At 65.8% G+C, this 23,092-nt stretch carries 19 protein-coding genes and 3 tRNA genes; 15 read left to right on the forward strand and 7 right to left on the reverse strand.

Going from position 1 to position 23,092, the window contains the following annotated elements; genetic code table 11:
- The first annotated feature begins 206 nt into the window (after positions 1-206).
- From thrS to KHO18_RS07025, 12 genes are all read left to right on the forward strand, one after another.
- The gene (thrS, locus tag KHO18_RS06970; protein WP_144195867.1) at positions 207-2,114 is read left to right on the forward strand and encodes a threonine--tRNA ligase; all 1,908 of its coding nucleotides are present in this window, start codon (positions 207-209) and stop codon (positions 2,112-2,114) included.
- A 47-nt stretch (positions 2,115-2,161) separates the two neighbouring features.
- On the forward strand, positions 2,162-2,683 hold the full coding sequence (gene infC / locus KHO18_RS06975; protein ID WP_144195865.1) for a translation initiation factor IF-3: 522 nt from the start codon (positions 2,162-2,164) through the stop codon (positions 2,681-2,683).
- A 167-nt stretch (positions 2,684-2,850) separates the two neighbouring features.
- A complete protein-coding gene (gene rpmI / locus KHO18_RS06980) occupies positions 2,851-3,048 on the forward strand; it encodes a 50S ribosomal protein L35 (protein WP_006575466.1) in 198 nt (65 codons plus the stop codon).
- A gap of 26 nt (positions 3,049-3,074) precedes the next feature.
- Positions 3,075-3,431, forward strand: coding sequence for a 50S ribosomal protein L20 (gene rplT / locus KHO18_RS06985; RefSeq protein WP_092292801.1), 357 nt, complete (start codon positions 3,075-3,077; stop codon positions 3,429-3,431).
- Between the two features lie 181 nt (positions 3,432-3,612).
- Positions 3,613-4,638, forward strand: coding sequence for a phenylalanine--tRNA ligase subunit alpha (gene pheS, locus KHO18_RS06990; protein WP_186296762.1), 1,026 nt, complete (start codon positions 3,613-3,615; stop codon positions 4,636-4,638).
- Positions 4,639-4,704: 66 nt separating this feature from the next.
- Positions 4,705-7,152, forward strand: coding sequence for a phenylalanine--tRNA ligase subunit beta (gene pheT, locus KHO18_RS06995; protein WP_211942946.1), 2,448 nt, complete (start codon positions 4,705-4,707; stop codon positions 7,150-7,152).
- A gap of 74 nt (positions 7,153-7,226) precedes the next feature.
- On the forward strand, positions 7,227-7,643 hold the full coding sequence (locus KHO18_RS07000) for an integration host factor subunit alpha (protein WP_144195859.1): 417 nt from the start codon (positions 7,227-7,229) through the stop codon (positions 7,641-7,643).
- A 182-nt stretch (positions 7,644-7,825) separates the two neighbouring features.
- Positions 7,826-8,260, forward strand: coding sequence for a MerR family transcriptional regulator (locus KHO18_RS07005; RefSeq protein WP_144195857.1), 435 nt, complete (start codon positions 7,826-7,828; stop codon positions 8,258-8,260).
- A gap of 64 nt (positions 8,261-8,324) precedes the next feature.
- Positions 8,325-8,401 (forward strand) — tRNA-Pro (locus tag KHO18_RS07010).
- 473 nt (positions 8,402-8,874) lie between these two features.
- Entirely contained in the window at positions 8,875-9,291 is a 417-nt protein-coding gene (locus KHO18_RS07015; RefSeq protein WP_144195855.1) for a hypothetical protein, read from the forward strand.
- A gap of 179 nt (positions 9,292-9,470) precedes the next feature.
- Complete coding sequence (locus tag KHO18_RS07020) at positions 9,471-9,689, forward strand: hypothetical protein (protein WP_144195853.1); 219 nt, start codon at positions 9,471-9,473, stop codon at positions 9,687-9,689.
- 77 nt (positions 9,690-9,766) lie between these two features.
- Positions 9,767-10,165, forward strand: coding sequence for a hypothetical protein (locus tag KHO18_RS07025; protein WP_144195850.1), 399 nt, complete (start codon positions 9,767-9,769; stop codon positions 10,163-10,165).
- A 38-nt stretch (positions 10,166-10,203) separates the two neighbouring features.
- On the opposite strand, the gene KHO18_RS07030 is transcribed toward KHO18_RS07025, so the two are convergent.
- From KHO18_RS07030 to KHO18_RS07050, 5 genes are all read right to left on the reverse strand, one after another.
- Positions 10,204-15,081: an NAD-glutamate dehydrogenase gene (locus KHO18_RS07030; protein WP_144195848.1), complete on the reverse strand. Its 4,878-nt coding sequence runs from the start codon at positions 15,079-15,081 to the stop codon at positions 10,204-10,206.
- 141 nt (positions 15,082-15,222) lie between these two features.
- A complete protein-coding gene (locus KHO18_RS07035; RefSeq protein WP_144195846.1) occupies positions 15,223-15,744 on the reverse strand; it encodes a MarR family transcriptional regulator in 522 nt (173 codons plus the stop codon).
- 291 nt (positions 15,745-16,035) lie between these two features.
- Positions 16,036-16,368: a hypothetical protein gene (locus KHO18_RS07040; protein ID WP_144195844.1), complete on the reverse strand. Its 333-nt coding sequence runs from the start codon at positions 16,366-16,368 to the stop codon at positions 16,036-16,038.
- Positions 16,369-16,563: 195 nt separating this feature from the next.
- A complete protein-coding gene (locus KHO18_RS07045; protein WP_144195842.1) occupies positions 16,564-17,544 on the reverse strand; it encodes a Bug family tripartite tricarboxylate transporter substrate binding protein in 981 nt (326 codons plus the stop codon).
- Between the two features lie 218 nt (positions 17,545-17,762).
- A tRNA-Lys gene (locus tag KHO18_RS07050) sits at positions 17,763-17,838 on the reverse strand.
- A gap of 116 nt (positions 17,839-17,954) precedes the next feature.
- On the opposite strand from KHO18_RS07050, the gene KHO18_RS07055 reads away from it, so the two are divergent.
- Positions 17,955-18,854: a LysR family transcriptional regulator gene (locus KHO18_RS07055; RefSeq protein WP_144195840.1), complete on the forward strand. Its 900-nt coding sequence runs from the start codon at positions 17,955-17,957 to the stop codon at positions 18,852-18,854.
- Positions 18,855-18,978: 124 nt separating this feature from the next.
- Entirely contained in the window at positions 18,979-20,367 is a 1,389-nt protein-coding gene (locus tag KHO18_RS07060; RefSeq protein WP_144195838.1) for an 8-oxoguanine deaminase, read from the forward strand.
- A gap of 73 nt (positions 20,368-20,440) precedes the next feature.
- Here the strand turns inward: KHO18_RS07060 and KHO18_RS07065 are convergent.
- Positions 20,441-20,516: transfer RNA gene (locus KHO18_RS07065), tRNA-Lys, on the reverse strand.
- A gap of 257 nt (positions 20,517-20,773) precedes the next feature.
- On the opposite strand from KHO18_RS07065, the gene KHO18_RS07070 reads away from it, so the two are divergent.
- Positions 20,774-21,037, forward strand: a complete 264-nt coding sequence (locus tag KHO18_RS07070) for a DUF1488 family protein (RefSeq protein WP_061959393.1) — start codon at positions 20,774-20,776, stop codon at positions 21,035-21,037.
- A 126-nt stretch (positions 21,038-21,163) separates the two neighbouring features.
- On the opposite strand, the gene KHO18_RS07075 is transcribed toward KHO18_RS07070, so the two are convergent.
- Positions 21,164-23,068 carry a SulP family inorganic anion transporter gene (locus KHO18_RS07075; RefSeq protein WP_144195836.1) on the reverse strand — a complete coding sequence of 635 codons (1,905 nt, stop codon included), beginning with the start codon at positions 23,066-23,068 and terminating at the stop codon, positions 21,164-21,166.
- Positions 23,069-23,092: the final 24 nt, after the last annotated feature.

Consider the following 23,092-nt stretch of genomic DNA (forward strand, 5'->3'; position numbering starts at 1 on the left):
GTGATCCGGGTAGATTGAGAAAAACGCGGCCTTGGCCGCGTTTTTTTTCGTCTGTCGTTCGCCAGCGGCCTGATAAGCTGCCGCATCGTCCGCGATGCGCGGCAAGGAACAAATGGTGGCTGGCCTCGCCGCTACCGCAGACATTGACTTTGATCCGCCCGCCAAGGCGCAGAATGCTGGCGAGCGGACCCCTCAAAAGGTGCAAGATGATCGCAATCACGCTGCCGGACGGTTCCCGTCGCGAATTTCCCGGCCCTGTCACGGTGGCCGAAGTGGCCCAGAGCATCGGCTCGGGCCTGGCCAAGGCGGCACTTGCTGGCAAGGTGGATGGCCAGCTCGTCGATACGAGCTACCGGATCGACCGTGACGCCGCGCTCGCCATCGTGACGGACAAGGATGCCGATGGCGTCGACGTGATCCGCCACTCGACGGCTCACTTGCTGGCCTACGCCGTCAAGGAGCTGTATCCCGAGGCGCAGGTGACGATCGGCCCGGTCATCGACAACGGTTTCTACTACGACTTCGCCTACAAGCGCCCCTTCACGCCCGAAGACCTCGTTGCCATCGAGAAGAAGATGACGGAGCTCGCCCGCAAGGACGAGAAAGTCACGCGCGAAGTGTGGAACCGCGACGAGGCGGTGGCGCTGTTCGAGTCGATGGGCGAGAAGTACAAGGCCGAGATCATCGCGTCGATTCCGGCGGACCAGGAAATCGGTCTCTATCGCGAAGGCAATTTCGTCGATCTGTGCCGCGGCCCGCACGTGCCGTCCACGGGCAAGCTCAAGGTGTTCAAGCTGATGAAGGTGGCTGGCGCCTACTGGCGCGGCGACTCGAACAACGAGATGCTCCAGCGCGTCTACGGCACGGCCTGGGCGAAGAAGGAAGACCAGGACGCCTACCTGACGATGCTGGAAGAGGCCGAGAAGCGCGATCACCGCAAGCTCGGCAAGCTGCTCGACCTGTTCCACCTGCAGGAGGAGGCGCCGGGCATGGTGTTCTGGCATCCGAAGGGCTGGCAGGTCTGGCAGGCGGTGGAGCAGTACATGCGCGGCCGCCTGGGCGCAGGCGGCTATGAAGAAGTCCGCACGCCGCAGGTGATGGACCGTTCGCTCTGGGAAAAGTCCGGCCACTGGCAGAACTACAAGGAGAACATGTTCGTCACGGAATCGGAGAAGCGCGACTACGCGATCAAGCCGATGAACTGCCCTGGACATGTGCAGATCTTCAACCACGGGCTGCGTTCGTACCGGGACCTGCCGCTGCGCCTGGCCGAGTTTGGCGCCTGCCATCGCAACGAGCCGTCCGGCGCGCTGCATGGGCTGATGCGCGTGCGCGGTTTTGTGCAGGATGATGCACACATCTTCTGCACGGAAGCCCAGATCGTGGAAGAAGCGAAGGCGTTCAACGAACTCGCGTTCTCGATCTATGACGATTTCGGCTTCAAGGACGTGGCGGTCAAGCTGTCGCTGCGCCCGGCCCAGCGCGCTGGCTCGGACGAGATCTGGGACCATGCCGAGGAAGGCCTGCGCCTGGCCCTGCGCGCCTGTGGCGTGGAGTGGGAAGAGCTGCCGGGCGAGGGCGCCTTCTACGGCCCGAAGGTCGAATACCACATCAAGGATGCTATCGGCCGCTCGTGGCAGTGCGGCACGCTGCAGCTGGATCTGGTGTTGCCGGAGCGGCTGGGTGCCGAATACGTCGCCGAGGACAACTCGCGCAAGCGTCCGGTCATGCTCCACCGTGCCATCCTCGGTTCGTTCGAGCGCTTCCTGGGCATCCTGCTCGAAAATCACGCGGGTGCTTTGCCCGCCTGGCTGGCGCCGGAGCAGGTGGTGGTCCTGAATATTGCCGATTCGCAATCGGAATATGCCGAAAGCGTCGTGCAACTCTTGCAAAAACAAGGGTTTAGGGCCAAGGCCGATTTGCGTAACGAGAAAATTACGTATAAAATCCGCGAGCATTCTCTCCAGAAGATTCCCTACCTGCTGGTAGTGGGCGAAAAGGAGAAGGATGCCAATCAAGTGGCCGTGCGTGCCCGTGGCAACGTGGATCTGGGTGTGATGCCCGTCTCCGCGTTTGTGGAACGTCTCCAACAGGACGTTGCCAGCAAAGCCTGAGGGTGATGAGCACGGCTTGTTTTTTTGTCTTCTTGAGGTAACGGAACATCGCTACAGACAAAGGTCACCGTATCAACCGTGAGATCAGCGCGCCGGAACTGCGCCTGGTAGGGGTTGATAACGAGCAGCTCGGCATCGTCAAGTTCATGGACGCATTGCGCCTGGCCGAGGACAAGGACTTGGATCTCGTGGAAATCGCGCCCAACGCGGCTCCACCCGTGGCCCGCATCATGGACTACGGCAAGTTCAAGTATGAGGAAGCCAAGCGCGCCCATGACGCCAAGCTCAAGCAGAAGATCATCCAGGTCAAGGAAGTGAAGTTCCGTCCTGGCACGGATGATGGCGACTACAACGTCAAGCTGCGCAACCTGAAGCGTTTCCTGGAGGATGGTGACAAGACCAAGATCACGCTGCGTTTCCGCGGCCGTGAGATGGCCCACCAGGAAATCGGTGCGCGCATGCTGGAGCGTCTGAAGGCGGACCTGGAGGAGCTGGGTCAGGTCGAGCAGATGCCGAAGATGGAAGGCCGCCAGATGGTGATGGTGCTGGCCCCCAAGAAGAAGAAGTAATTCTCGCGCGGGGCGACGGCCGGGATGTCACGTACATCCCGGCGTCGTGCTGCGCGGAAAACCGTACGTGGTCCCCGTGGCTGCGTACAACAACAAGTGGATGCGGGTCTTGCAAGCGTCGGCGTGAGCCGTCCACCTGCATGCATGTCATAGAGCTGGAGTTTTTCATGCCTAAGATGAAGACCAAGAAAAGCGCCTCCAAGCGCTTTACGGCGCGCCCGAACGGTTCGTTCAAGCGCGGCCAGGCCTTCAAGCGTCACATCCTGACCAAGAAGACCACCAAGAACAAGCGTCAACTGCGCGGCACCCAGGACGTCCATGAGACGAACCTGAAGTCGGTTCGCGCGATGATGCCCTACGCATAACCCAACGACAACGAAAGGAGTAATACATGCCTCGAGTCAAACGTGGGGTCACTGCACGGGCCCGTCACAAGAAAGTCATCGACGCTGCCAAGGGTTACCGCGGCCGTCGCAATAACGTCTATCGCATCGCCAAGCAGGCGGTCATGCGTGCTGGCCAGTACGCATACCGCGATCGTCGCAACAAGAAGCGCGTGTTCCGTGCGCTCTGGATTGCACGTATCAACGCGGCAACGCGTGAGCATGGCCTGACCTACAGCGTGTTCATGAACGGCCTGAAGAAGGCTTCGATTGAACTGGACCGCAAGGTGCTGTCGGACATGGCTATCCACGACAAGCCTGCCTTTGCCGCCATCGTCAACCAGGTGAAAGCCTCCGTTGCCTGATGCCGGCTGCGGAAGCGCCCCAGGGCGCTTCCGGGCAAGCGCCGACCGCCAGGTCTGCTGAAACGGGGCTCCTCACCGAGCCCCGTTTTCATTTCGAATGCCGTGTCATGCACAGTGAAACGGCACCCGAAATGAGATACCGCACACAGTGCTAACCCTTTCCACGATTGCCGTCATGTCCCTGGATCTGGATCAAATCGTCGCCGATGCACAGGCCGCCTTCGCCGCCGCCAACGACAACGCCACGCTGGAAAACGAAAAGGCCCGCTTCCTGGGCAAGACCGGGGCGCTGACCGAGCTGCTCAAGGGCCTGGGCAAGCTCGACCCCGAGGCGCGCAAGACCGAAGGCGCGCGCATCAACCAGGTCAAGCAGCAGGTGGAAGGTGCCCTGCAGGCGCGCCGCCAGGCGCTGGCCGATGCGCTGATGAACGCGCGCCTGGCCGCCGAGGCCATCGACGTGACGCTGCCCGGCCGCGCCGTGTCGCGCGGCAGCCTGCATCCGGTCATGCGCACTTGGGAACGCGTGGAGCAGATCTTCGGCTCCATCGGCTTCGACGTGGCGGATGGTCCCGAGATCGAGACCGACTGGATGAACTTCACCGCACTGAACAACCCGGACAATCATCCGGCCCGTTCGATGCAGGACACGTTCTATGTGGACGGCCGCGACAGCGACGACAAGCTGCTGCTCCTGCGCACGCACACCAGCCCGATGCAGGTGCGCTACGCGCGCATGCACGTGCAGAAGCACGCCGGCAAGCCGATGCCGCCGATCAAGGTGATCTGCCCGGGCCGCACCTACCGTGTGGATAGCGACGCCACGCACTCGCCGATGTTCAACCAGGTGGAAGGGCTGTGGATTGGCGAGCATGTGAGCTTCGCCGACCTGAAGGGTGTCTACACCGATTTCCTGCGCAAGTTCTTCGAGCGCGATGACATCCAGGTGCGCTTCCGCCCGTCGTACTTCCCGTTCACCGAGCCGTCGGCGGAAATCGACATGGCCTTCGGCAGCGGCCGCTGGCTGGAGATCTCGGGCTCGGGCCAGGTGCATCCGAACGTGCTGCGCAACATGGGCCTCGACCCCGAGCGCTATATCGGCTTCGCGTTCGGCTCCGGCCTCGAGCGCCTGACGATGCTGCGCTATGGCATCAATGACCTGCGGCTGTTCTTCGAGGGCGACGTGCGCTTCCTGCGCCAGTTCGCCTGACCAGCCCCAGGCCGCATCGCTCATCGTCACAGAACATCACAGAATACCTACCGGATCAGAAGCGCCATGCAATTCTCGGAATCCTGGCTTCGTACTTTCGCCAATCCTGAAAAGATCTCTACCGACGCGCTGTCGCACAGCCTGACCATGGCCGGGCTCGAGGTGGAAGAGGTTGGCCCCGTTGCGCCGCCGTTCAGCAAGATCGTCGTGGCCCGTGTGCTGGCCACCGAGCGCCACCCCAACGCTGACCGCCTCAACGTCTGCCAGGTGGATGCCGGCACCGGCGAGACGCTCCAGATCGTCTGCGGCGCGCCTAACGTCAAGCCTGGCATCCTGGTGCCGTGCGCCATGGTCGGCGCCGTGCTGCCGCCGGCGGAAGCAGGCGGTGCGCCGTTCGAGATCAAGATCGGCAAGCTGCGCGGCGTGGAAAGCTACGGCATGCTGTGCTCGGCGCGCGAACTGAAGCTGTCCGAGGACCACGGCGGCCTGATGGTCCTGCCGGACGACGCCCCGGTCGGCCAGGATATTCGTCAGTATCTGGATCTGGATGATCAGATTTTCACGATCAAGCTGACGCCGAACAAGGCGGACTGCCTGTCGATCCACGGTGTGGCGCGTGAAGTTTCCGCGTTGACCGGCGCGACGCTGACGCTGCCGGACATGAAGCCGGTGGCCGTCACGCTCGCCGACAAACTGCCCGTGAAGATCTCGGCGCCGGACCTCTGCGGCCGTTTCTCGGGCCGCGTGATCCGTGGCGTGAACGCACGTGCCGCCACACCGGCGTGGATGGTGCAGCGCCTGGAGCGCTCGGGCCAGCGCAGCATCTCGGCGCTGGTGGACATCTCCAACTATGTGATGCTGGAGCTGGGCCGTCCGAGCCACGTGTTCGACCTCGACAAGATCCACGGCGGGCTGGACGTGCGCTGGGGCCGCAAGGGAGAGCAACTCAAGCTGCTGAACGGCAACACGGTCGACGTGGACGAGCAGGTGGGCGTGATCGCCGACGACAAGGAGATCGAAAGCCTGGCCGGCATCATGGGCGGTGACAGCACTGCTGTGTCGCTGGACACGACCAATATCTACCTGGAAGCCGCATTCTGGTGGCCGAACGCCATCCAGGGCCGCGCGCGCCGTTACAACTTCTCGACCGATGCCGCGCACCGCTTCGAGCGCGGCGTGGACTACGCCACGACGGTGGAGCACATCGAGCGCATTACCGCGCTGATCCTCGACATCTGCGGCGGCCAGGCCGGCCCGGTGGACGATCAGGTGGTGAACCTGCCCGAGCGCAAGCCGGTGAGCCTGCGCGTGGCGCGTGCCGAGCGCGTGCTGGGCATCGAGCTGTCGTCGGCAGAGATCGCCGACGTGTTCCAGCGCCTGAACCTGCTGTTCACGCGCTCGGAAGGTGCCGAGGGCGAGGTGTTTGCCGTCACGCCGCCGAGCTACCGCTTCGACATCGAGATCGAGGAAGACCTGATCGAGGAAGTGGCGCGTATCTATGGCTTCGAGCGGATTCCGGCGCTGGCGCCGATCGCCGAGAGCGAGATGCGTCCGACCAACGAGGCACGCCGCTCTACCCACGTGGTGCGTCACGCGCTGGCCGCCCGCGATTACCAGGAGGTGATCAACTTCGCCTTCGTGGAAGAGAAATGGGAGCGCGACTTCGCCAGCAACGACAACCCGATCCGCCTGCTGAACCCGATCGCGAGCCAGCTGGCCGTGATGCGTTCGACGCTGCTCGGCGGGCTGGTGGACAAGGTCCGTTACAACCTCAACCGCAAGGCTGCGCGCGTGCGCCTGTTCGAAGTGGGCCGGGTGTTCCATCGTGACGGAAACGTGACGGATGGCGGCCTGACCGTGGCCGGCTATCACCAGCCGATGGTGGCCGCCGGCATCGCCTACGGCCCGGCGTTCGACGAGCAGTGGGGCATCGCCACGCGTCCGGTGGACTTCTTCGACGTGAAGGGCGACGTGGAGTCGCTGTTCCACCCGCGTACGGCGCGCTTCGAGCCGGTGGCGCATCCTGCGCTGCATCCGGGCCGCGCGGCGCGCGTGATCGTGGACGGCAAGCCGGTTGGCGTAGTGGGCGAGCTGCACCCGCGCTGGCTCCAGGAATACGAACTGACCCAGGCGCCGGTAGCGTTCGAGCTGGACCTGGATGCGCTGCGCGACGTCGGTCTGCCGGCGTACACAGAGATCTCGAAGTTCCCGGCCGCCGTGCGCGACCTGGCCGTGGTGGTCAAGCAGTTGGTGCGCGTGCAGGACCTGCTCGATGCGATGCGCGCGGCGCTGGATCAAGGCGGTTTTGGCCACTACGTGCAGAGCCTGGCGCTGTTCGACGAATTCCGTCCGAAGGCGGCTTCCGCCGCGATCGGGGCCGACGAGAAAAGCCTTGCGTTCCGTGTGACGTTGCAAGATACTGGGGCGACCCTCCAGGACGAGACGGTCGACAGCGCAGTGCGCTGTATGATCGATGCACTGGCAGCGGGCTTCTCGGCCCGGCTGCGCGGATAGGTCGCTGAAACCTGGGGCGCCCGGGCACAGCTCCCGGGCGGATCGCCAGACAGACCTCAGAAGAGCGATCAAGAATGAACGATCGAGACGCGAATTCCATGAATGCTGCAGACCTGGGCGAGGTCAGCGATCGGCACGCCGACTCACTGGACGACGCATCGCCGGAAGCCCGCGCGACCGAAGTGCCCACCCTCACGAAGGCCGAACTCGCAGAGATGCTGTTCGACCAGGTTGGCCTGAACAAGCGTGAATCCAAGGACATGGTCGAAGCCTTCTTCGACGTGATTCGTGAAGCCTTGGAACACGGTGACAGCGTCAAGCTGTCCGGCTTCGGCAACTTCCAGTTGCGCGACAAGCCGCAGCGTCCGGGCCGCAACCCCAAGACGGGCGAAATCATCCCAATCACCGCGCGTCGCGTGGTGACGTTCCACGCCAGCCAGAAACTCAAGGGTCTGGTCGAGGAGCGCGCCGGTCTGGCGGTGCCGGGCTGACGTTCCGGCGCCCGGGTTTTCCCGCTGGCGCCTCCCGGCTCGTCGCGGTCGTCCGACACGCCACGCCCTTGCCTCGAACGGTGGATTGCCCGCGGCACTTGCAGTCTGTATCCTGCAATGCTCGCGCGCATGTCGCGCCAACCGAGTCGCGCCTTTCGGCCTGACGCCTGACTTCCCATCGCATGTCGGAAAAATCCAGCGAGCGCGTTGCGCTGCCGCCGATTCCCGCAAAACGCTACTTCACGATTGGCGAAGTGAGCGAGCTTTGCGCCGTCAAGCCGCACGTGCTGCGGTACTGGGAGCAGGAGTTCACCCAGCTCAAGCCGGTGAAGCGGCGCGGCAATCGGCGTTACTACCAGCATCACGAAGTGCTGCTGATCCGGCGTATTCGCGAGTTGCTGTACGAGCAGGGATTCACCATCAACGGGGCGCGCAACCGCCTCGATGATGGTCGCCATCATGGCCTCGGCGCGGCGCTGGAGGAGAGCGAGGCCGAGCCGATGGCGCCGGTTGCCACGGCGCCGGTGCTGTCGGTCGATCTCAATAGCTTGCGCGGTGAGCTGGTGGCAGTGCAAAACCTGCTGGCGCAATTGAAGGAGATCGCGCGGCATGGATAATTTTGCAATGCGCCGTGCCAATGACTAGCCACCAATGAATTGTTGCTGATATAATCTTTTGCTTCGGGGCGTAGCGCAGCCTGGTAGCGTACCTGCATGGGGTGCAGGTGGTCGGAGGTTCAAATCCTCTCGCCCCGACCAGACAAGAAACCCGCTTGGTGTCAAAGCCAAGCGGGTTTTTCTTTGGCGGGTTTTTTCGGCAATACGCGCGGGTCTGGTCGCCCGGCGCTTGATGCGCCGCAAAACTTCTTTACATTTCCTGCGTTCCCTCCCGCAGCATCGTCGCCTAGCCTTGGACGATGATTTGAAACGCAGGGTGAGTCATGAGTTGGCGTGATATTTTCCTGATTGGTACCGGCTGGGTCGGTGCCTGCGTGGCGGTGGGCTGGCTGCTGACCACGGTGGTGAAGCTCCTCGAATGAACGGCGCGTTCCGCGCGCAATCCTCGACGAAACAACGCCGCCCGATTTTCTCGGCGCGGCGTTTTTCATTGTGGCCTGCCGCCCCAGCGTTTGAATGCACCGTGCAGGTCGCTTTGGTATAACCTGAAATCAGGGAACCCCCGCTCCTCCTGCGCGTCTCGCCATAGGAGAGCATCGCTGCGGGAGGGCGCGATGGGGCAACGTGAAATCAGGGCCTGCTGGTTTGGCGCGGGCGTGCTGGTTGGCGCGATGGCCGCGAGCCTGTGCGCAATGCGCGCCATGGCGCGCGCCCGGGCCGATGTGTCGGCAGATTTGTCGCCGGAAGTATCTCCGGAAGTATCTCCGGCCGCCTTGCCCGTCGAGGATGCCGCCCGGGCACCGTCTGCAGCGCCGGAGAGCGGCGCTGACATGTTCGAATACCGCGGCTTCGTGGTGCACCTGTTCTGGCAGGCGCTCGCCCCCGCCCGGTACAAGGCATGGTGCGATATCTGGGAGGCCGGCGCGGTGGTGCAGGAGGCGGGCGGCCCGCCGGCCACGTATCCGACTGCCGCCGAGGCACGCATGGCGGGCGGCGCGTGGGCGCGGCACTGGATCCAGAACAACGGCTGATGCAGCAGATCGGGTAAGACGCAGCCCGCCGCGTGGCCCGATCGATCCCAACCTATTCTCAACCTAACGCCGCCCGTGGCGCCCGCTATCCCGCCAAGGTAGGGGCCAAATGGCGGCCCTGCAAGGTGTGACGCGACAGACACACGTGTTACGATTTGCAGCGTCTTTTGGAGTCCGTGATGTTTGTATGTCAGAACCAACCCTGTGGTGCGCGATGGATGCCCGCCGAGGTGGTGATCAAGAACGAGGGGCAGGGCCCCATCTTCCGCTGCCCGCTCTGCGGCGCGCGCAACCGCCTGATGGCCTCGCACCGTGCGGACGGGAGCATCGACTACAAGCAACTCCGGCGCGAAGCCTCCGGCGCGGACGCCGCGCCGCCGAAGGCCCGACGGAGCTGATCGACGCAAGGGGGTCGACGCGCATGGCGAAAAGCAAGACGCCTCAAGCCGGCGACTGTGGGACCGTTAAGACGGAGATGGACATTAGCGACTTATCCCACGACGCCGCCTCCAATGCCGAACTCATTGGATGGTCAGGTGCATCCCCACAAGTGATTGCCCGCGTGCTCAATGCCGCGCTGGCCGCGCAGGACCTGTCCGGCTTCGCCGCATTGCTGTCCGACATCGCGCGCGACCGCGGCCTGAAGGGTGCGCGCGGCACGCACCAGTCGATCTACGACATGCCGTACGCAAGCCTGCTGCCACGTCAGAAGCACCTGCTGGCCGATGCGTTCGACCTCTTCCTCCGCCTGGGCCTGGAGTTCCGTGCGCGCGGCGACGGCAGCGACGACCTTGACGGCGCCGATGACGACGACCTGCCCGCACTGCGCGACATGGACGACGATGACGATGTCATCGACGCCGACGAGCGCTGATCTTCAGTTGTAACCGCTGAATCGCCGTCCACTGCCGCTCAGGCGCGCTCCAGCAAGCCGATTTCCTTCACCGCAACGGACAGCATCGACAACGCCGAGGCCCCCGTGGCGCCCGACGCGCGCTGGTCGGCCAGCATCTGCGCGAAGCGGTCCAGCGCCACCTGGCGGCTCTTGCGCCAGTCCTCGATCAGCGTCGGTGCGTCGTCCACCTCGCGCGACTGGCCCAGCACGCTGGTGGTCAGGGCGCGCTTGAGCCGGCCCAGGTCTTCCAGCGTGGTCGTGCGGGCGAGCAGGTCCCAGTGGGTGTCCGCCGGCAGCGAAAACGCGCGCTCGCGCAGCCAGCCGAAATTGAGTTCCGAATCGAGGGCGAAGTAGACCGCCGCCACGGTATCCAGGCTGCGCTGGCAGCTGGCCGCCACCTCGGCCACGTCGAGCGCGGCCGCGGCGGCATCGCTGGCCGCCACACGCAGGGCGAGGTCGTCATCCACACCGGCTTCGATCAGCGTCATTGCCCGCTCGGCCATGGCCTCGGCGCCCTCGGGCGGCAGCAGCTTGGGCAGCTGCGGCGTGAGCCAGCGCGCGGCTTCGACGAAGCGCGTCGCGCCCGGCTCCACCGTGCCGCCGCCACGCAGGTAGCGCACGAACCAGAGTGTGGCGCGCTCGAGCAGCCGCGCCAGCGCGCCGAACATCTGCGCCTGGATGGCGTCGTCCACACGGTTGTCGAAGGCGTCGATGCGCGCCCAGAGCCCGGACAGCCCGAACACGTCGCGCGCCAGCAGGCAGGCGCGCACGATGTCGGCCGGACGCCCGTCGGTCTCTTCCATCAGGTGATGGATGAAGGTCGGCCCCACGCGGTTCACGAGGATGTTGGTCAGGTGCGTGGCCAGGATCTCGCGCCGCAGCGGATGGCGCTGCATCGGCTCGGCATGGCGCACGCGCAGCGGCTCGGGGAAGTAGTCGGCCAGCAGCGTCGAGACGAGGGCGTCCTCGGGCAGGTCCGAGACCAGCAATTCGTCGTACAACCACATCTTGCTATAGGCCAGCAGCACCGCGCGTTCGGGCGAGGTCAGCCCCGCGCCGAGTGCCTTGCGTTCGGCGATCTCGTCCTCGGGGGGCAGGAATTCGAGCGGACGGTTGAGCCGGCCCGCGCGCTCCAGCCAGCGGATCAGCCGCGCTTCGGCGTCGAGCAGCTCCGTCGCCTGACGGCCCGCCACGGAGAGCGCCTGGGTCTGGTAGTAGTTGTCCTGCAGCACCAGCAGGCCCACCTCGTCGGTCATCTCGGCCAGCAGCGTGTTGCGCTGCTTGATGGTCATCTCGCCATCGGCCATCACGATGCCTAGCAGAATCTTGATATTGACCTCGTGATCGGAGCAATCGACGCCGGCCGAATTGTCGATGGCATCGGTATTGATCCGGCCCCCGTTGCGCGCGAACTCGATGCGCCCAAGCTGGGTGAAGCCGAGGTTGCCGCCTTCTCCCACCACCTTGCAGCGCAGTTCGGCGCCATTCACGCGCACCGCGTCGTTGGTGCGGTCGCCGGCCTGCTGGTGGGTCTCGGACGTCGCCTTGACGTAGGTGCCGATGCCGCCGTTGTAGAGCAGGTCGACGGGCGCCATCAGCAGCGCGTGGATCAGGTCCGCCGGCGACAGCGTGCTGGCCGTGATGCCCAGCGCCGCCTGCACCTGCGGCGTGAGGGCGATGGTCTTGGCGGTGCGCGGATAGATGCCGCCGCCCGCCGAGATCAGCGCGGTGTCATAGTCGGCCCAGCTTGAGCGGGGCAGGGCGAACAGGCGCGCGCGCTCGGCCAGGCTCCTGGCACAGTCGGGGTCCGGATCGAGGAAGATGTGCCGATGATCGAACGCGGCCAGCAGCTTGATGTGCGGAGAAAGCAGCATGCCGTTGCCGAACACGTCACCGGACATGTCGCCAATGCCGACCACCGTGAACGGCGTGGTCTGGATATCGACGCCCATCTCGCGGAAATGGCGCTTCACGCTCTCCCACGCCCCGCGCGCGGTGATCGCCATCTTCTTGTGGTCGTAGCCGACCGAGCCGCCCGAGGCGAAGGCGTCGTCCAGCCAGAACCGGTACTCGCCCGAGATGGCGTTGGCGTAGTCCGAGAACGTGGCGGTGCCTTTGTCCGCGGCCACCACGAGGTAGGGGTCCGATTCGTCGTGGCGCACCACCTCGGGCGGCGGCACGATCTCGCCGGAGACGAGGTTGTCAGTCAGGTCGAGCAGCCCGCGCAGGAAGGTCTGGTAGCAGGCCACGCCCTCGGCCAGATAGGCGTCGCGGTCGGTGGCGGGCGGCGGGCGCTTGACCACGAAGCCGCCTTTCGAGCCCACCGGCACGATCACCACGTTCTTCACCATCTGCGCCTTCATCAGGCCCAGCACCTCGGTGCGGAAGTCCTCGCGCCGGTCCGACCAGCGCAGCCCGCCCCGGGCCACGCGGCCGCCGCGCAGGTGCACGCCCTCCACGCGCGGCGAGTAGACCCAGATCTCGAACATCGGCCGTGGCTCGGGCAGGCCCTGCACCAGCGCCGGATTGAACTTGAACGAGACGTAGGGGCGCGGCTGGCCATCCGCGTCGCGATGGAAGTAGTTTGTACGTACCGTGGCCGCGATCACGTTCAGGAACAGGCGCAGGATGCGGTCCTCGTCGAGATTGGGCACCTTGTCGAGCGCGGCGTCGATCTCGGCCAGCAGGCGCTGGGTGCGCGTCTCGTCACCCGGCGTGGCCACGGCCGGGTCGAAGCGGGCCACGAACAGCGCCACCAGCAGCGCGGCGATATTCGGATTGCTGGTCAGCGCGCGCTCGATATAGGCATTGCTGAAGGTGGAGCCCACCTGTCGCAGGTACTTGGCGTAGGCGCGCAGGATGGTCACGTCGCGCGCGGCCAGCCCGGCGCGCAGCACGAGGCGGTTGAAATCGTCGTTTTCGATCTCGCCGTTCCAGGCCCGCGCGAAGGCGTCCTCGAACAGGGGCTTCACGCGCTCGATCTCCACGTCCAGGGGCCGCCCATCGGCGTCGGCGGCAATCTCGAGGCCGAAATCGTGGATCCACACCGGCGCACCGGCATCGGGCTCGATCAGGTAGGGGCGCTCCTCGTCCACGCGCACGCCCAGATGTTCGAGCATCGGCAGGCTCAGGGACAGCGCGATGGGCTCGCCGGCGCGGAACACCTTGAAGCGGAACGCGCCCGGCGCGGCCTCGATGGGCCGGTACAGGTTCATGGCGAGGCCGCTCGGGTGCTGGCGCGCGTACTCCATCAGCTCGATGTCGCGTACGGCGGTGCGGGCGGCGTAGTCCTCGCGGTAGCCGGCGGGGAAGGCGTCGCAGTAGCGGCGCAGCAGCACGATGCCTTGTTCCTCGCCCCGGCTGACGTGGAGCGCGGTGGCCAGGTCGTCCTGCCAGCGGCGCGTGGCCTGCACGATGCGCGCTTCCAGCTCGCGCGTATCCACCTCGGGCATGGCGCCCGGCTCGCCGCGCACGGTCAGCTGGATGCGCGCCAGCGGGGATTCCGACAACAGCGGCGTGAACTCGCAGCCGGTGCCATGGAACGCCTCCATCAGCAGCTTCTGGATGCGCTGGCGCAGGTCGGTGTTGTACTTGTCGCGCGGCACGAAGACCAGGCACGAGATAAAGCGGTCGAAGCGGTCGCGCCGCACAAAGAGCCGGATGCGCTGGTGCTCCTGCAGCCGCAGGATGCCGATGGCGATCTCGAACAGCTCGTCCTCGTCGGCCTGGAACAGGTCATCGCGCGGATACTGCTCGAGGATGGTGACCAGCGACTTGTACAGGTGGCCCTTGGTCAGGAAGCCGGCGCGCGCCAGGATATTGGCGCACTTGCGCCGCGCCAGCGGGATCTCGCTGGTGCTGACCATATAGGCCGAGGACGTGTACAGCCCCACGAAGCGCCGTTCGCCGAACAGCTTGCCGTTGGCGTCGAGCAGCTTCACGCCCACATAGTCGAGGTAGCCGGGCCGATGCACGGTCGCGCGCGAGTTGGCCTTGGTCAGGAAGATCGGCGAGGCCCCTTCGATGACGCTCGCGGCGGCGGCGGGCAGCGGGGTCAGGTCGTCCTCGCCCGGCTCGCGCAGCGCCTCGCGCAGGATGCCCGCGCCCGAGCCCGGTACGCCGCGCAGGAAGTACTGCCCGTCGCGCGGCACCAGCTCGTAGTCGCGCTGGCCGAGGAAGGTGAAATGGTCGTCCAGCATCCATTCGAGGAAGGCGCGCGCCTCGACCGATTCCGCGCTCGCGGCGTCCGGCGCGTGGCCCATGCTGGCGATGGTGTCCTCAGCCACCTGCTGCATGCGCGGCCAGTCTTCCACGGCGGCGCGCACGTCGCCGAGGATGCGGGCGATGCCGGTGCGCAGCGTCTCCAGCCGGGCACCTTCGCCGGTACGGTCCACCTCGAAATGCATGAACGATTCGAGCCGGCAGGTGGTGTTGCCGGCCGGGTCGGCGTCGTTCCGCCCGCCCAGGCCCACCCGCAGGATCGTCCCCTTGGCGTCGCGGCAGATGTTGAAGACCGGGTGGATGGTGGAGTGGAGCGTCAGGCCGAGCCGGTTGATCTCCATCGTGATCGAATCGACCAGGAACGGCATGTCGTCGTTGACGATCTCGATGATCGTATGGTCAGAGTGCCAGCCGTGTTCCTCGAGCTTCGGGTTGTAGACCCGTACGCGCGCGGTGCCGGGCACGAACTTCTGGGCGGTCTGCCAGTGGGCCATGATCGCGCCGTAGAGGTCCGCTACGTTGCGCGCGAGCAGGTCCTCGGCATCGGCCAGATCGTAGTAGTGGCGCAGCAGGGGCTCCAGCAGCCCGAAGGTGGCGGCGGGGAGCCGCTCGCGCGCGAGCGCGACGAGGTCATCCAGCAACTGCGCGACTTTTTCTTCGTTTTCCGGAGGCATGGCATCTCCTCGGCGTGTGCCGGTGCATGCTCATACTGTAGGAAAGTTTTGACCTGCCCGGGTGACAAAACCACGCCAGCGGGCAGGTGAGACGGGCGAGGCGCCCGGGGGATCAGATGCGGGTCAAGCGATTCACGCGATTCACGCGGCCACGGCGCGCAGCGCGGCGCGGCTGACCTCGGGCGGCACGACCACGGAGCTTTCGGAGCGCTCCCATGCCGCATTGCGGCGATGCCGCTCGGCATGGTCCTCCAGCGTGCCGGTCATGCGATGCAGCAGGCCGGTCAGCGCCACGCGCTCCTCGGCATTGAACTGGCCCACCGAGACCGAGTGCAGGGCCTTCACGCCCTGGCCGGCACGGTCCAGCCGCGCGGCGGCGCTGGCCGCGATGCGCGGGGCGCCATTGGCCTCGAACGCCAGCCAGCCTTCTTCGCGCAGCTCGGTGAGCAGGCGTTCGGTCTGGGCCACGTCCATGAACACGGCGGTCGACAACGGCAATCCGCGTCGGAAGGTGCCGGTGTGGATGGCGCGCAGCAACAGCCATTTCGGATAGGTCAGCCCCGAGACAGACAAGGTCTGTTCGAGGGCGGCTTGCCACGCGGTAACGGCGTCGACAAGCGCGAGCACGATCGGCTCATTGATTTCGAGTGCTTTCGGCTGCATTGGCTCAGGTCTCCCAATCTGGGTTTGCCGCCTGCTTGCATCGTCTGTGCATGGGCCGGTGCATTGGCCGGCCCGGGCGGCACCGGTGCCTGCCTCTGTTCATGGGCGGGTCATCCGGTAGGCGAGACACTACCAGTAATGTCTATACATTGGTGTGACAGATCGGGTAAGTCCTAATCAGCCTTTTGCACGAGGTGCCGTGCGCAACCCGTGGCGGGGGAAAAGTGGGGCCAAAAACAAAACAGCCCGCGACATGCGCGGGCTGTTTTCGTCAAAGACGACCTTGGTCGATTATTGCTTCTTGGCGCCGTCGGTATAGACGTCGGGCTTGCCGGACTTCGCGCCATCGGTGTACGGGTCAGCCTTGCCGACCTTGGCACCGTCCGTGTACGGATCGGCCTTCTTCGGGGCGAGATCGGTCTGGGTGGATTTCTTCGCGCCGTCGGTGTACGGGTCGAACTTGCCGGCCTTGGCCGTGTTGGCGTGCGGGCTGGCCTTCTTGGTATGGCTGCCGCTGTGGATGTCGCCGCCGTCCGTGTAGTTCTTCTGTGCGTGCGCCAGCTGCATGGTGCCCAGGCCAGCCAGCGCAGCAATGATCAGGGTCGGTACGGTCTTCTTCAGCATCTTCAATCCTCGCAGGTAATGCGCCATATCCGGGAATTCATCCGATTTCGTCAGATTCCGTGCAGATACGGCAGATGAGAAAAATGGCTTTGTTATTACTGTACCGGGGTGCGCGTGCAGCAGCCAGCAATTTTGTAGAAACTGCGCTCGGGAGATGCTGCCGCCACGCCACGGTGGCGGCAGCACAGGCAGGTATTACTCCAGCGTGATGTTCTGGTCTACCGCGATCTTCTTGCGGAGGTCCAGTTCGCGCTTGATCTGGGCGGCGTACTGCTGCGAGGTGTTGCCGTCCGGGTAGGCGCCGCTGTCATGCAGGCGCTTCTTCACGGCGGGGTCCTGAAGTGCCTTGATCGCCGCATCGTGGATCTTGGCGACGATGGCGGGCGGCGTGCCGGCCGGTGCCACCAGCCCGTACCAGGCCATGTTGTTCATGTCCTTCATGCCTTCTTCGGCGAAGGTCGGCACGTCGGGCAGGCCCTCCACGCGCTTGGGCGCGGCTACGGCCAGCGCGCGCAGGCGGCTGGACTGGATGAACGGCATGGACGACGGCAGGTTGTCGAACTGGGCGTTGACCTGGCCAGCCAGCGTGTCATTCAGCGCGGGGCCCGATCCACGGTACGGAATGTGGACCATGTCGGCCTTGGTGAGGTACTTGAACAGCTCGCCATCCAGGTGCGAAATGCTGCCCTTGCCGGCCGAGGCGTAGCTGTACTTGCCCGGGTTGGCCTTCAGCAGCGCGACGAATTCCTTGAGATTCTTGGCCGGCACCTTGGGGTTCACGGTCAGCACGTTCGGCACGTTCACCAGGTTGGTGATCGGCGCGAAGTCCTTGATCGGATCGTACGGATTCTTGGCGTTGGTGGCGGGGTTGGTCGCCATCGTGCTCACAGTGGCGATGCCGAGCGTGTAGCCGTCCGGCGCGGACTTGGCCAGCGCATCGGCGCCGATCGCGCCGCCGCCACCGCCACGGTTCTCCACCACCACGGGCTGGCCCAGTTCGCGGCCCAGCGCGTCGGACACGGCGCGTCCGACGATGTCGGTGGTGCCGCCCGCCGCGAACGGTACGATCAGGCGAATCGGCTTGTTGGGATACGCCTGCGCGTGGGCGATGCCCGCTTGCGCCAGACCCAGCATGGCCAGGGCGACGGCCGCGCCCGCTTTCAGAACTGCTTTCAAGAGATGCCTCCGATATTGTCTTGGTTCCGCAATACGGAACTTCGTTCCGTGATGTGCGTCGACAGGCATTCAACCCTGAAAGGGTTCTGTAGGGAAATCGGTGAGAACCCGGTGGGCGGGCGGGAAAGTGCGGCGCAATGCCGCTGAGGCAAAGCAAACCGGGTGCTGCAAAGCAAAAAGCCCGGAACCTTGTGGATTCCGGGCTTTTCTGAATTCGCTGGTGGGGCGTGAGTGACTCGAACACTCGACCTACGGATTAAGAGTCCGCTGCTCTACCAACTGAGCTAACGCCCCAACGAAGAAAAAGATTGTAGCAAGGTACCGAATACGACGCAAGTCCCTCGGCGCATTTTTTTGCACCGCAATGCCAGCGGATTACAATGCGCGCACTTCGGCTTTCGGGCATCTCCATGCACGCGCGCGTTCTGCGGTATTTCGACGAGGTGGTCCGGCGCGGCTCCATCCGCCGCGCGGCCGAGCATCTGCACGTGGCGCCGACGGCCATCAATCGCCAGATCCTCGATCTGGAGGCCGAGCTGGGTGCGCCGCTGTTCGAGCGCATCCACAAACGGCTGCACCTCACCCCGCTGGGCGAGATAGTGCTCGCCCATGTGCGCCAGACGCTACGCGAGCACGATGCGCTCCAGGCGCGCATCGCCGAGATCAAGGGCGCGCGGCGCGGCATGGTCACCGTGGCCACCACCTCCGGGCTGGCCGGCGCGCTGATGCCCTCGCTCGTCCACGACTTCCGCCAGCAGCACCCGGGCATTGCCGTACGCGTGGCGGACCTGCCGGTGGACGGCATTGTCGCCGCGGTGGAGCAGGGCGGTGCCGACCTCGGGCTCGGCTACGACCTGCCCGAGGTGGCCGCCTTCCGCGTGGCCGCAAGCCGGGACTGGTCGATTGGCGCGGTGGTTGCGCCGGGGCATCCGCTGGCCGCGCAGTCATCTGCGCTGCTCGCCGAGGTGGCCGGCTACCCGCTGATCCTCCCCGCGCCGACGCTGTCGATCCGCGCCCTCGTGGACGATGCCTTCGCGCGCCAATCCATCGACGTCACACCGGCCGTGGAATCGACCTCCGTGGTACTGATCCAGCGCCTGGCGGCGGCCGGCGCCGGCGTGGCGCTGCTCAATCCGCTCGATGTGATGGAAGACCGCGCGCGCGGCACGCTGGTCTTCGTGCCGCTGCGCGACGGCGGCCTGCAGCGCCAGACCCTGCGGCTGGTGGCGCGGGCGCGCGGGCCGATGAGTGCGGCGGGCGAGTTGATGGCGCAGGCCATCGGCACGGCGCTGGACGGGCTGTTCCGCTGACTGGCCGGGTGGTTGCGGCGGGGTGTCCACAAATTGTGGACAGCTACGTCGAAATTTGACGCTTTGGCGCGATGGGTGGCGCCAGTAGACTCCGGGGTGTCCGCAACTTCGATACACCTTCGCCATGACCCTGATCCTCCAGCACGCCGATGTCCTAGTGACCATGGACGCGCAGCGCCGCGAAATCGCGGACGGCGCGCTGGTCGCCAGCGGTGCCGCCATCGAATGGGTCGGTCCCACCGCCGAGCTGCCGGAAGCCTGGCGGCGCATGGCCGACGAAGGCCGCGCCGAGGTCATCGACATGCGTGGCCACGTGGTCATGCCGGGGCTGGTGAATACGCACCATCACATGTACCAGAGCCTGACGCGCGCCGTGCCGGCCGCGCAGGATGCCGAGCTGTTCTCGTGGCTGACCAACCTCTACATGCTGTGGTCGCACCTGACGCCTGAGATGATCCGGGTGTCCACGCAGACGGCGATGGCCGAGCTGATGCTGTCCGGCTGCACCACGACGAGCGATCACCTCTACCTGTATCCGAACGGCGCGCGGCTGGATGATTCGATTGAGGCGGCGCAGCAGATGGGCATGCGCTTTCACGCGGCGCGCGGCTCGATGAGCGTCGGGCGCAGCCAGGGCGGCCTGCCGCCGGACGTGGTAGTGGAGTCGGAGGCCGCCATCCTGCGCGACAGCCAGCGGCTGGTGGAGCAGTACCACGACGATTCCCGCCACGCCATGCTGCGCATGGTGCTGGCGCCGTGCTCGCCGTTCTCGGTCTCGCGCGACCTGATGCGCGAGTCTGCGGTCATGGCGCGGCACTACGGCGTCTCCCTGCATACCCACCTGGCCGAGAACGACAACGACATCGCCTATTCGCGTGAGAAATTCGGCCTCACGCCGGCGCAGTACGCCGAGGAGCTGGGCTGGGTCGGGCACGATGTCTGGCACGCGCACTGCGTGAAGCTGGACGAGGAGGGCGTGGCGCTGTTCGCGCGCACCGGCACGGGCGTGGCCCATTGCCCGTGCTCGAATATGCGGCTGGCGTCTGGCATCGCGCCGATCCGGCGGATGCGGGATGCCGGTGTGCCGGTGGGGCTGGGCGTGGACGGCAGTGCATCGAACGATGGCGCCCATATGCTGGGCGAGGCGCGCCAGGCCATGCTGCTCCAGCGCGTGGGCTTTGGCCCGGCGGCGATGAGTGCGCGTGAGGCGCTGGAGATTGCCACGCTCGGCGGCGCGCGGGTGCTGAACCGTGACGACATCGGTGCGCTGGCGCCGGGCATGTCGGCGGACATTGTCGCCTTCGACATGTCGGGCGTGGGCTACGCGGGCGCCGGGCATGATCCGGTGGCGGCGCTGGTCTTCTGCACGCCGGGCAACGTGGCCACGAGCATCATCAATGGCCGCGTGGTGGTTCGCGATGGCGAACTGCTGACAGCCGACCTCCCCGTGGTGCTTGGCGATCACCGCCGGCTGGCGCGCACGCTGTTCGAGCGGGCGGCCGGCGCGGATTGATGCAAGCGCGCCTGGAGGGGCCGAGAATAAGAAAAGCCCGGAATCATTGCTGATTCCGGGCTTTTGAATTCGCTGGTGGGGCGTGAGTGACTCGAACACTCGACCTACGGATTAAGAGTCCGCTGCTCTACCAACTGAGCTAACGCCCCAACGAAGACCGAGATTTTATCACCGTTTTCGGCGTTGTCAAATATTCCATGCATCGCCCCGCGCCAGTGGCGCTCACGGCATTGTCATGTCGCCGTGCGACCCTGTCGCGCTCGGCGCCATGCCGACGGAACTTGCACGCCGTCGCGCTGGTCAGTGAGACGAATCGCATTCACATGGCACAGTGCAGGGGATCGCAGACGATAGGCGTCGAGCCATGTTAGGATGCTTCTCCACTTGCATATGGAGGGCTGTGATGATGGAAATCAAATTCCAAGAGCAAGATCGCTACGACATCAATAATGAGGGCCTGCTGTTCCACGCGATTGTCGATGGTGAGCAAGTGACCTGCGTGGTGACACGCGAGGCGCTGTGGGAAGGCTTCAGTGCCGACCAGGTGCTGTCGCTGGAAGAGGCGTTCCGCGCGGGCCGTGACACCATCGAGCGCGCCGCCGTGGTACTGATCGAGCAGGGCGTGCCCCAGCCGGTCGTGGTGAAGCGCGCCCACGTGGCGCCAGTCTGATGGCGCCGGCAACGGCGTCCGTGTAAGGCGACGGCAGCAACCCTCCGCCGCCGGTTTCGGCACGGTTTCCCTACCGGCCGGCCGGCGCACATTCTGGCTTAGATCCCTTAGTTTTTCGCGGTTTTTCTACCGGTTCAGGGCCTCGGTCTTGGCGGTTTCATGCATGCCGGTCTCCGGTGCGCCAGCCGCTTCGGCATCCGCTGGTACCGGTGTGGGCGCTTCTGCGCCACCGGGCTGCTGTGCGCATTCCTCGAAGATGCGCACGCGGCATTGCGCGCAGATTTCCGGCGACAGTTGCCGGACGATCGTGTGCAGTGCCTGCCGCTTGGTCTGGAAGATATGGTCGCGGCCGAGCTGGTCGGTGAAACCGGTCTGCTCCCAGGTCTCCAGCACCTGCGTGCGCGGGCGGTGGAAGTAGAGGTCGCCGCCGGCTGCGCGCCGCTCGGCGAGTTCCGTCTCCCACATCTCGGCGCCGGCCAGGTCGATGAAGTTCATGCTCTTGGTCATCGCCAGCAGGCGCGTCTGGCCGGGGTTGACCGTGCGCAGCCAGTGCAGCCGGTCTGTCACGTATTGCACCGCGCCGAAGTAGATCGCGCCTTCCATGCGCAGCAGCTTCAGCTGCGGGCATTCGGGCTGCGGGCGGCGGAGTTCGTCGAGGGGGGTGAAGCGGCGGCCGGGGTCGTCGGCGTCGGGCACGAGGCTGCGCACTGCGGGACGCGAGGTGCGATACAGGTAAGCCACCAGCGACAGGATGGTGCCGAGCAGCACGGCCATCTCCAGCCGGATCACCAGCGTGGCGGCGAAGGTGCCCACCGCGATGGCGAATTCCGTGCGCGAGAGGCTGGCGATGCGGCGCAGCCGCGCTAGATCGAGCAGGCCCCAGGCCACGAGCAGCAGCATCGCCGCGATGGCCGCCAACGGAATCTGCGCCAGTAGCGGGGCGCTGACCATGACCAGCACCACCAGCAGCACCGCCGAGAACACGCTGGCCAGCGGCGTCTGCGCGCCGGCCTCGAAGTTCGGCATCGACCGGTTCAGCGAGCCGCATGAGATATAGCCCGAGAACAGCCCGCCCGCGATATTGGACAGCCCCTGGCCGATGAACTCGCGGTTGGCATCCACATGCTGGCCCGAGCGCGCCGCCACGGCCTTGGCGATCGAGATCGACTGCCCGAGCGCGACGATGGTCAGCGCGGCGGCAATGCCGAGCAGGTCCGGCACGGTGCGCCAGTTGATGTCCGGCACCTGGAAGGGCGGCAGGGCCGACGGAATCGGCCCGATCACATTCACATGCTGCGCGCCTTCCCAGTGGTTGAGCGCCAGCGCCACGCCGAAGCCGCCCACCAGGCCGATCAGCATGAACGGCAGCCGGCGCGAGATGCGCCGCACCATCAGCGTGACCGCCAGCGTGACCGCGCCGACGATGACAGCGCTCCAGTTGATCGTGGCGGCATTCTCGAACAGGAAGCGGACCACGCCGAACGCGCTGGTGCCAGTGGGTACCGCCAGCCCGAACAGGTCCTTGAGCGCATAGAGCCCGATCAGCGTGGCCGCGCCGCAGGTGAAGCCGAGCAGCACCGACGGCGAGATGAAGTTGGCCAGCGACCCCAGCCGCAGCGCGCCTACCGCCAGCTGCAACACCCCCACGAGGATCGTCACGGCCAGCGCCAGCGCGATATAGGCGGGACTGCCCACGAACGCCACCGGACTCAGCATGGCGAACAGCGCCAGCGAGTTGGCATTGGTCGGCCCGGACATCACATGCCAGCTCGACCCGAACAGCGCCGCCACGATGCACGGCACCACGGCGGTATAGATGCCGTATTGCGGCGGCAGGCCGGCCAGCGTGGCAAACGCCACGCCCTGCGGCAGCACCAGCACGCTGCCAAGCAGCCCGGCGATGAGATCGGCGCGCAGCGTGGCCGGCGTCACGCGGCGGCGCCACGGGAACAGCCGGAGCAGGCGGTTCCCGGCATCCGCCGCCGGTTTAGGGGAATGGGGGGATTGTGGGGAAAGCGGGGGCGCGGTCATCCGGCGATGATGCCGCAGCCGCGC

Source organism: Cupriavidus campinensis (assembly GCF_905397395.1).
Classification (GTDB): Bacteria; Pseudomonadota; Gammaproteobacteria; order Burkholderiales; family Burkholderiaceae; genus Cupriavidus; species Cupriavidus campinensis.

Coding starts and splice junctions, on each gene's coding strand:
- KHO18_RS07030 (WP_144195848.1), bottom strand. CDS start 15,081: ATGCCTCCGGAAAACGAAGAAAAAGTCGCGCAGTTGCTGGATGACCTC.
- rplT (WP_092292801.1), top strand. CDS start 3,075: ATGCCTCGAGTCAAACGTGGGGTCACTGCACGGGCCCGTCACAAGAAA.
- KHO18_RS07015 (WP_144195855.1), top strand. CDS start 8,875: ATGGGGCAACGTGAAATCAGGGCCTGCTGGTTTGGCGCGGGCGTGCTG.
- KHO18_RS07040 (WP_144195844.1), bottom strand. CDS start 16,368: ATGCTGAAGAAGACCGTACCGACCCTGATCATTGCTGCGCTGGCTGGC.
- KHO18_RS07005 (WP_144195857.1), top strand. CDS start 7,826: ATGTCGGAAAAATCCAGCGAGCGCGTTGCGCTGCCGCCGATTCCCGCA.
- pheT (WP_211942946.1), top strand. CDS start 4,705: ATGCAATTCTCGGAATCCTGGCTTCGTACTTTCGCCAATCCTGAAAAG.
- KHO18_RS07025 (WP_144195850.1), top strand. CDS start 9,767: ATGGACATTAGCGACTTATCCCACGACGCCGCCTCCAATGCCGAACTC.
- KHO18_RS07070 (WP_061959393.1), top strand. CDS start 20,774: ATGGAAATCAAATTCCAAGAGCAAGATCGCTACGACATCAATAATGAG.
- KHO18_RS07020 (WP_144195853.1), top strand. CDS start 9,471: ATGTTTGTATGTCAGAACCAACCCTGTGGTGCGCGATGGATGCCCGCC.
- KHO18_RS07075 (WP_144195836.1), bottom strand. CDS start 23,068: ATGACCGCGCCCCCGCTTTCCCCACAATCCCCCCATTCCCCTAAACCG.
- KHO18_RS07000 (WP_144195859.1), top strand. CDS start 7,227: ATGAACGATCGAGACGCGAATTCCATGAATGCTGCAGACCTGGGCGAG.
- KHO18_RS07055 (WP_144195840.1), top strand. CDS start 17,955: ATGCACGCGCGCGTTCTGCGGTATTTCGACGAGGTGGTCCGGCGCGGC.
- KHO18_RS07060 (WP_144195838.1), top strand. CDS start 18,979: ATGACCCTGATCCTCCAGCACGCCGATGTCCTAGTGACCATGGACGCG.
- KHO18_RS07035 (WP_144195846.1), bottom strand. CDS start 15,744: ATGCAGCCGAAAGCACTCGAAATCAATGAGCCGATCGTGCTCGCGCTT.
- rpmI (WP_006575466.1), top strand. CDS start 2,851: ATGCCTAAGATGAAGACCAAGAAAAGCGCCTCCAAGCGCTTTACGGCG.
- thrS (WP_144195867.1), top strand. CDS start 207: ATGATCGCAATCACGCTGCCGGACGGTTCCCGTCGCGAATTTCCCGGC.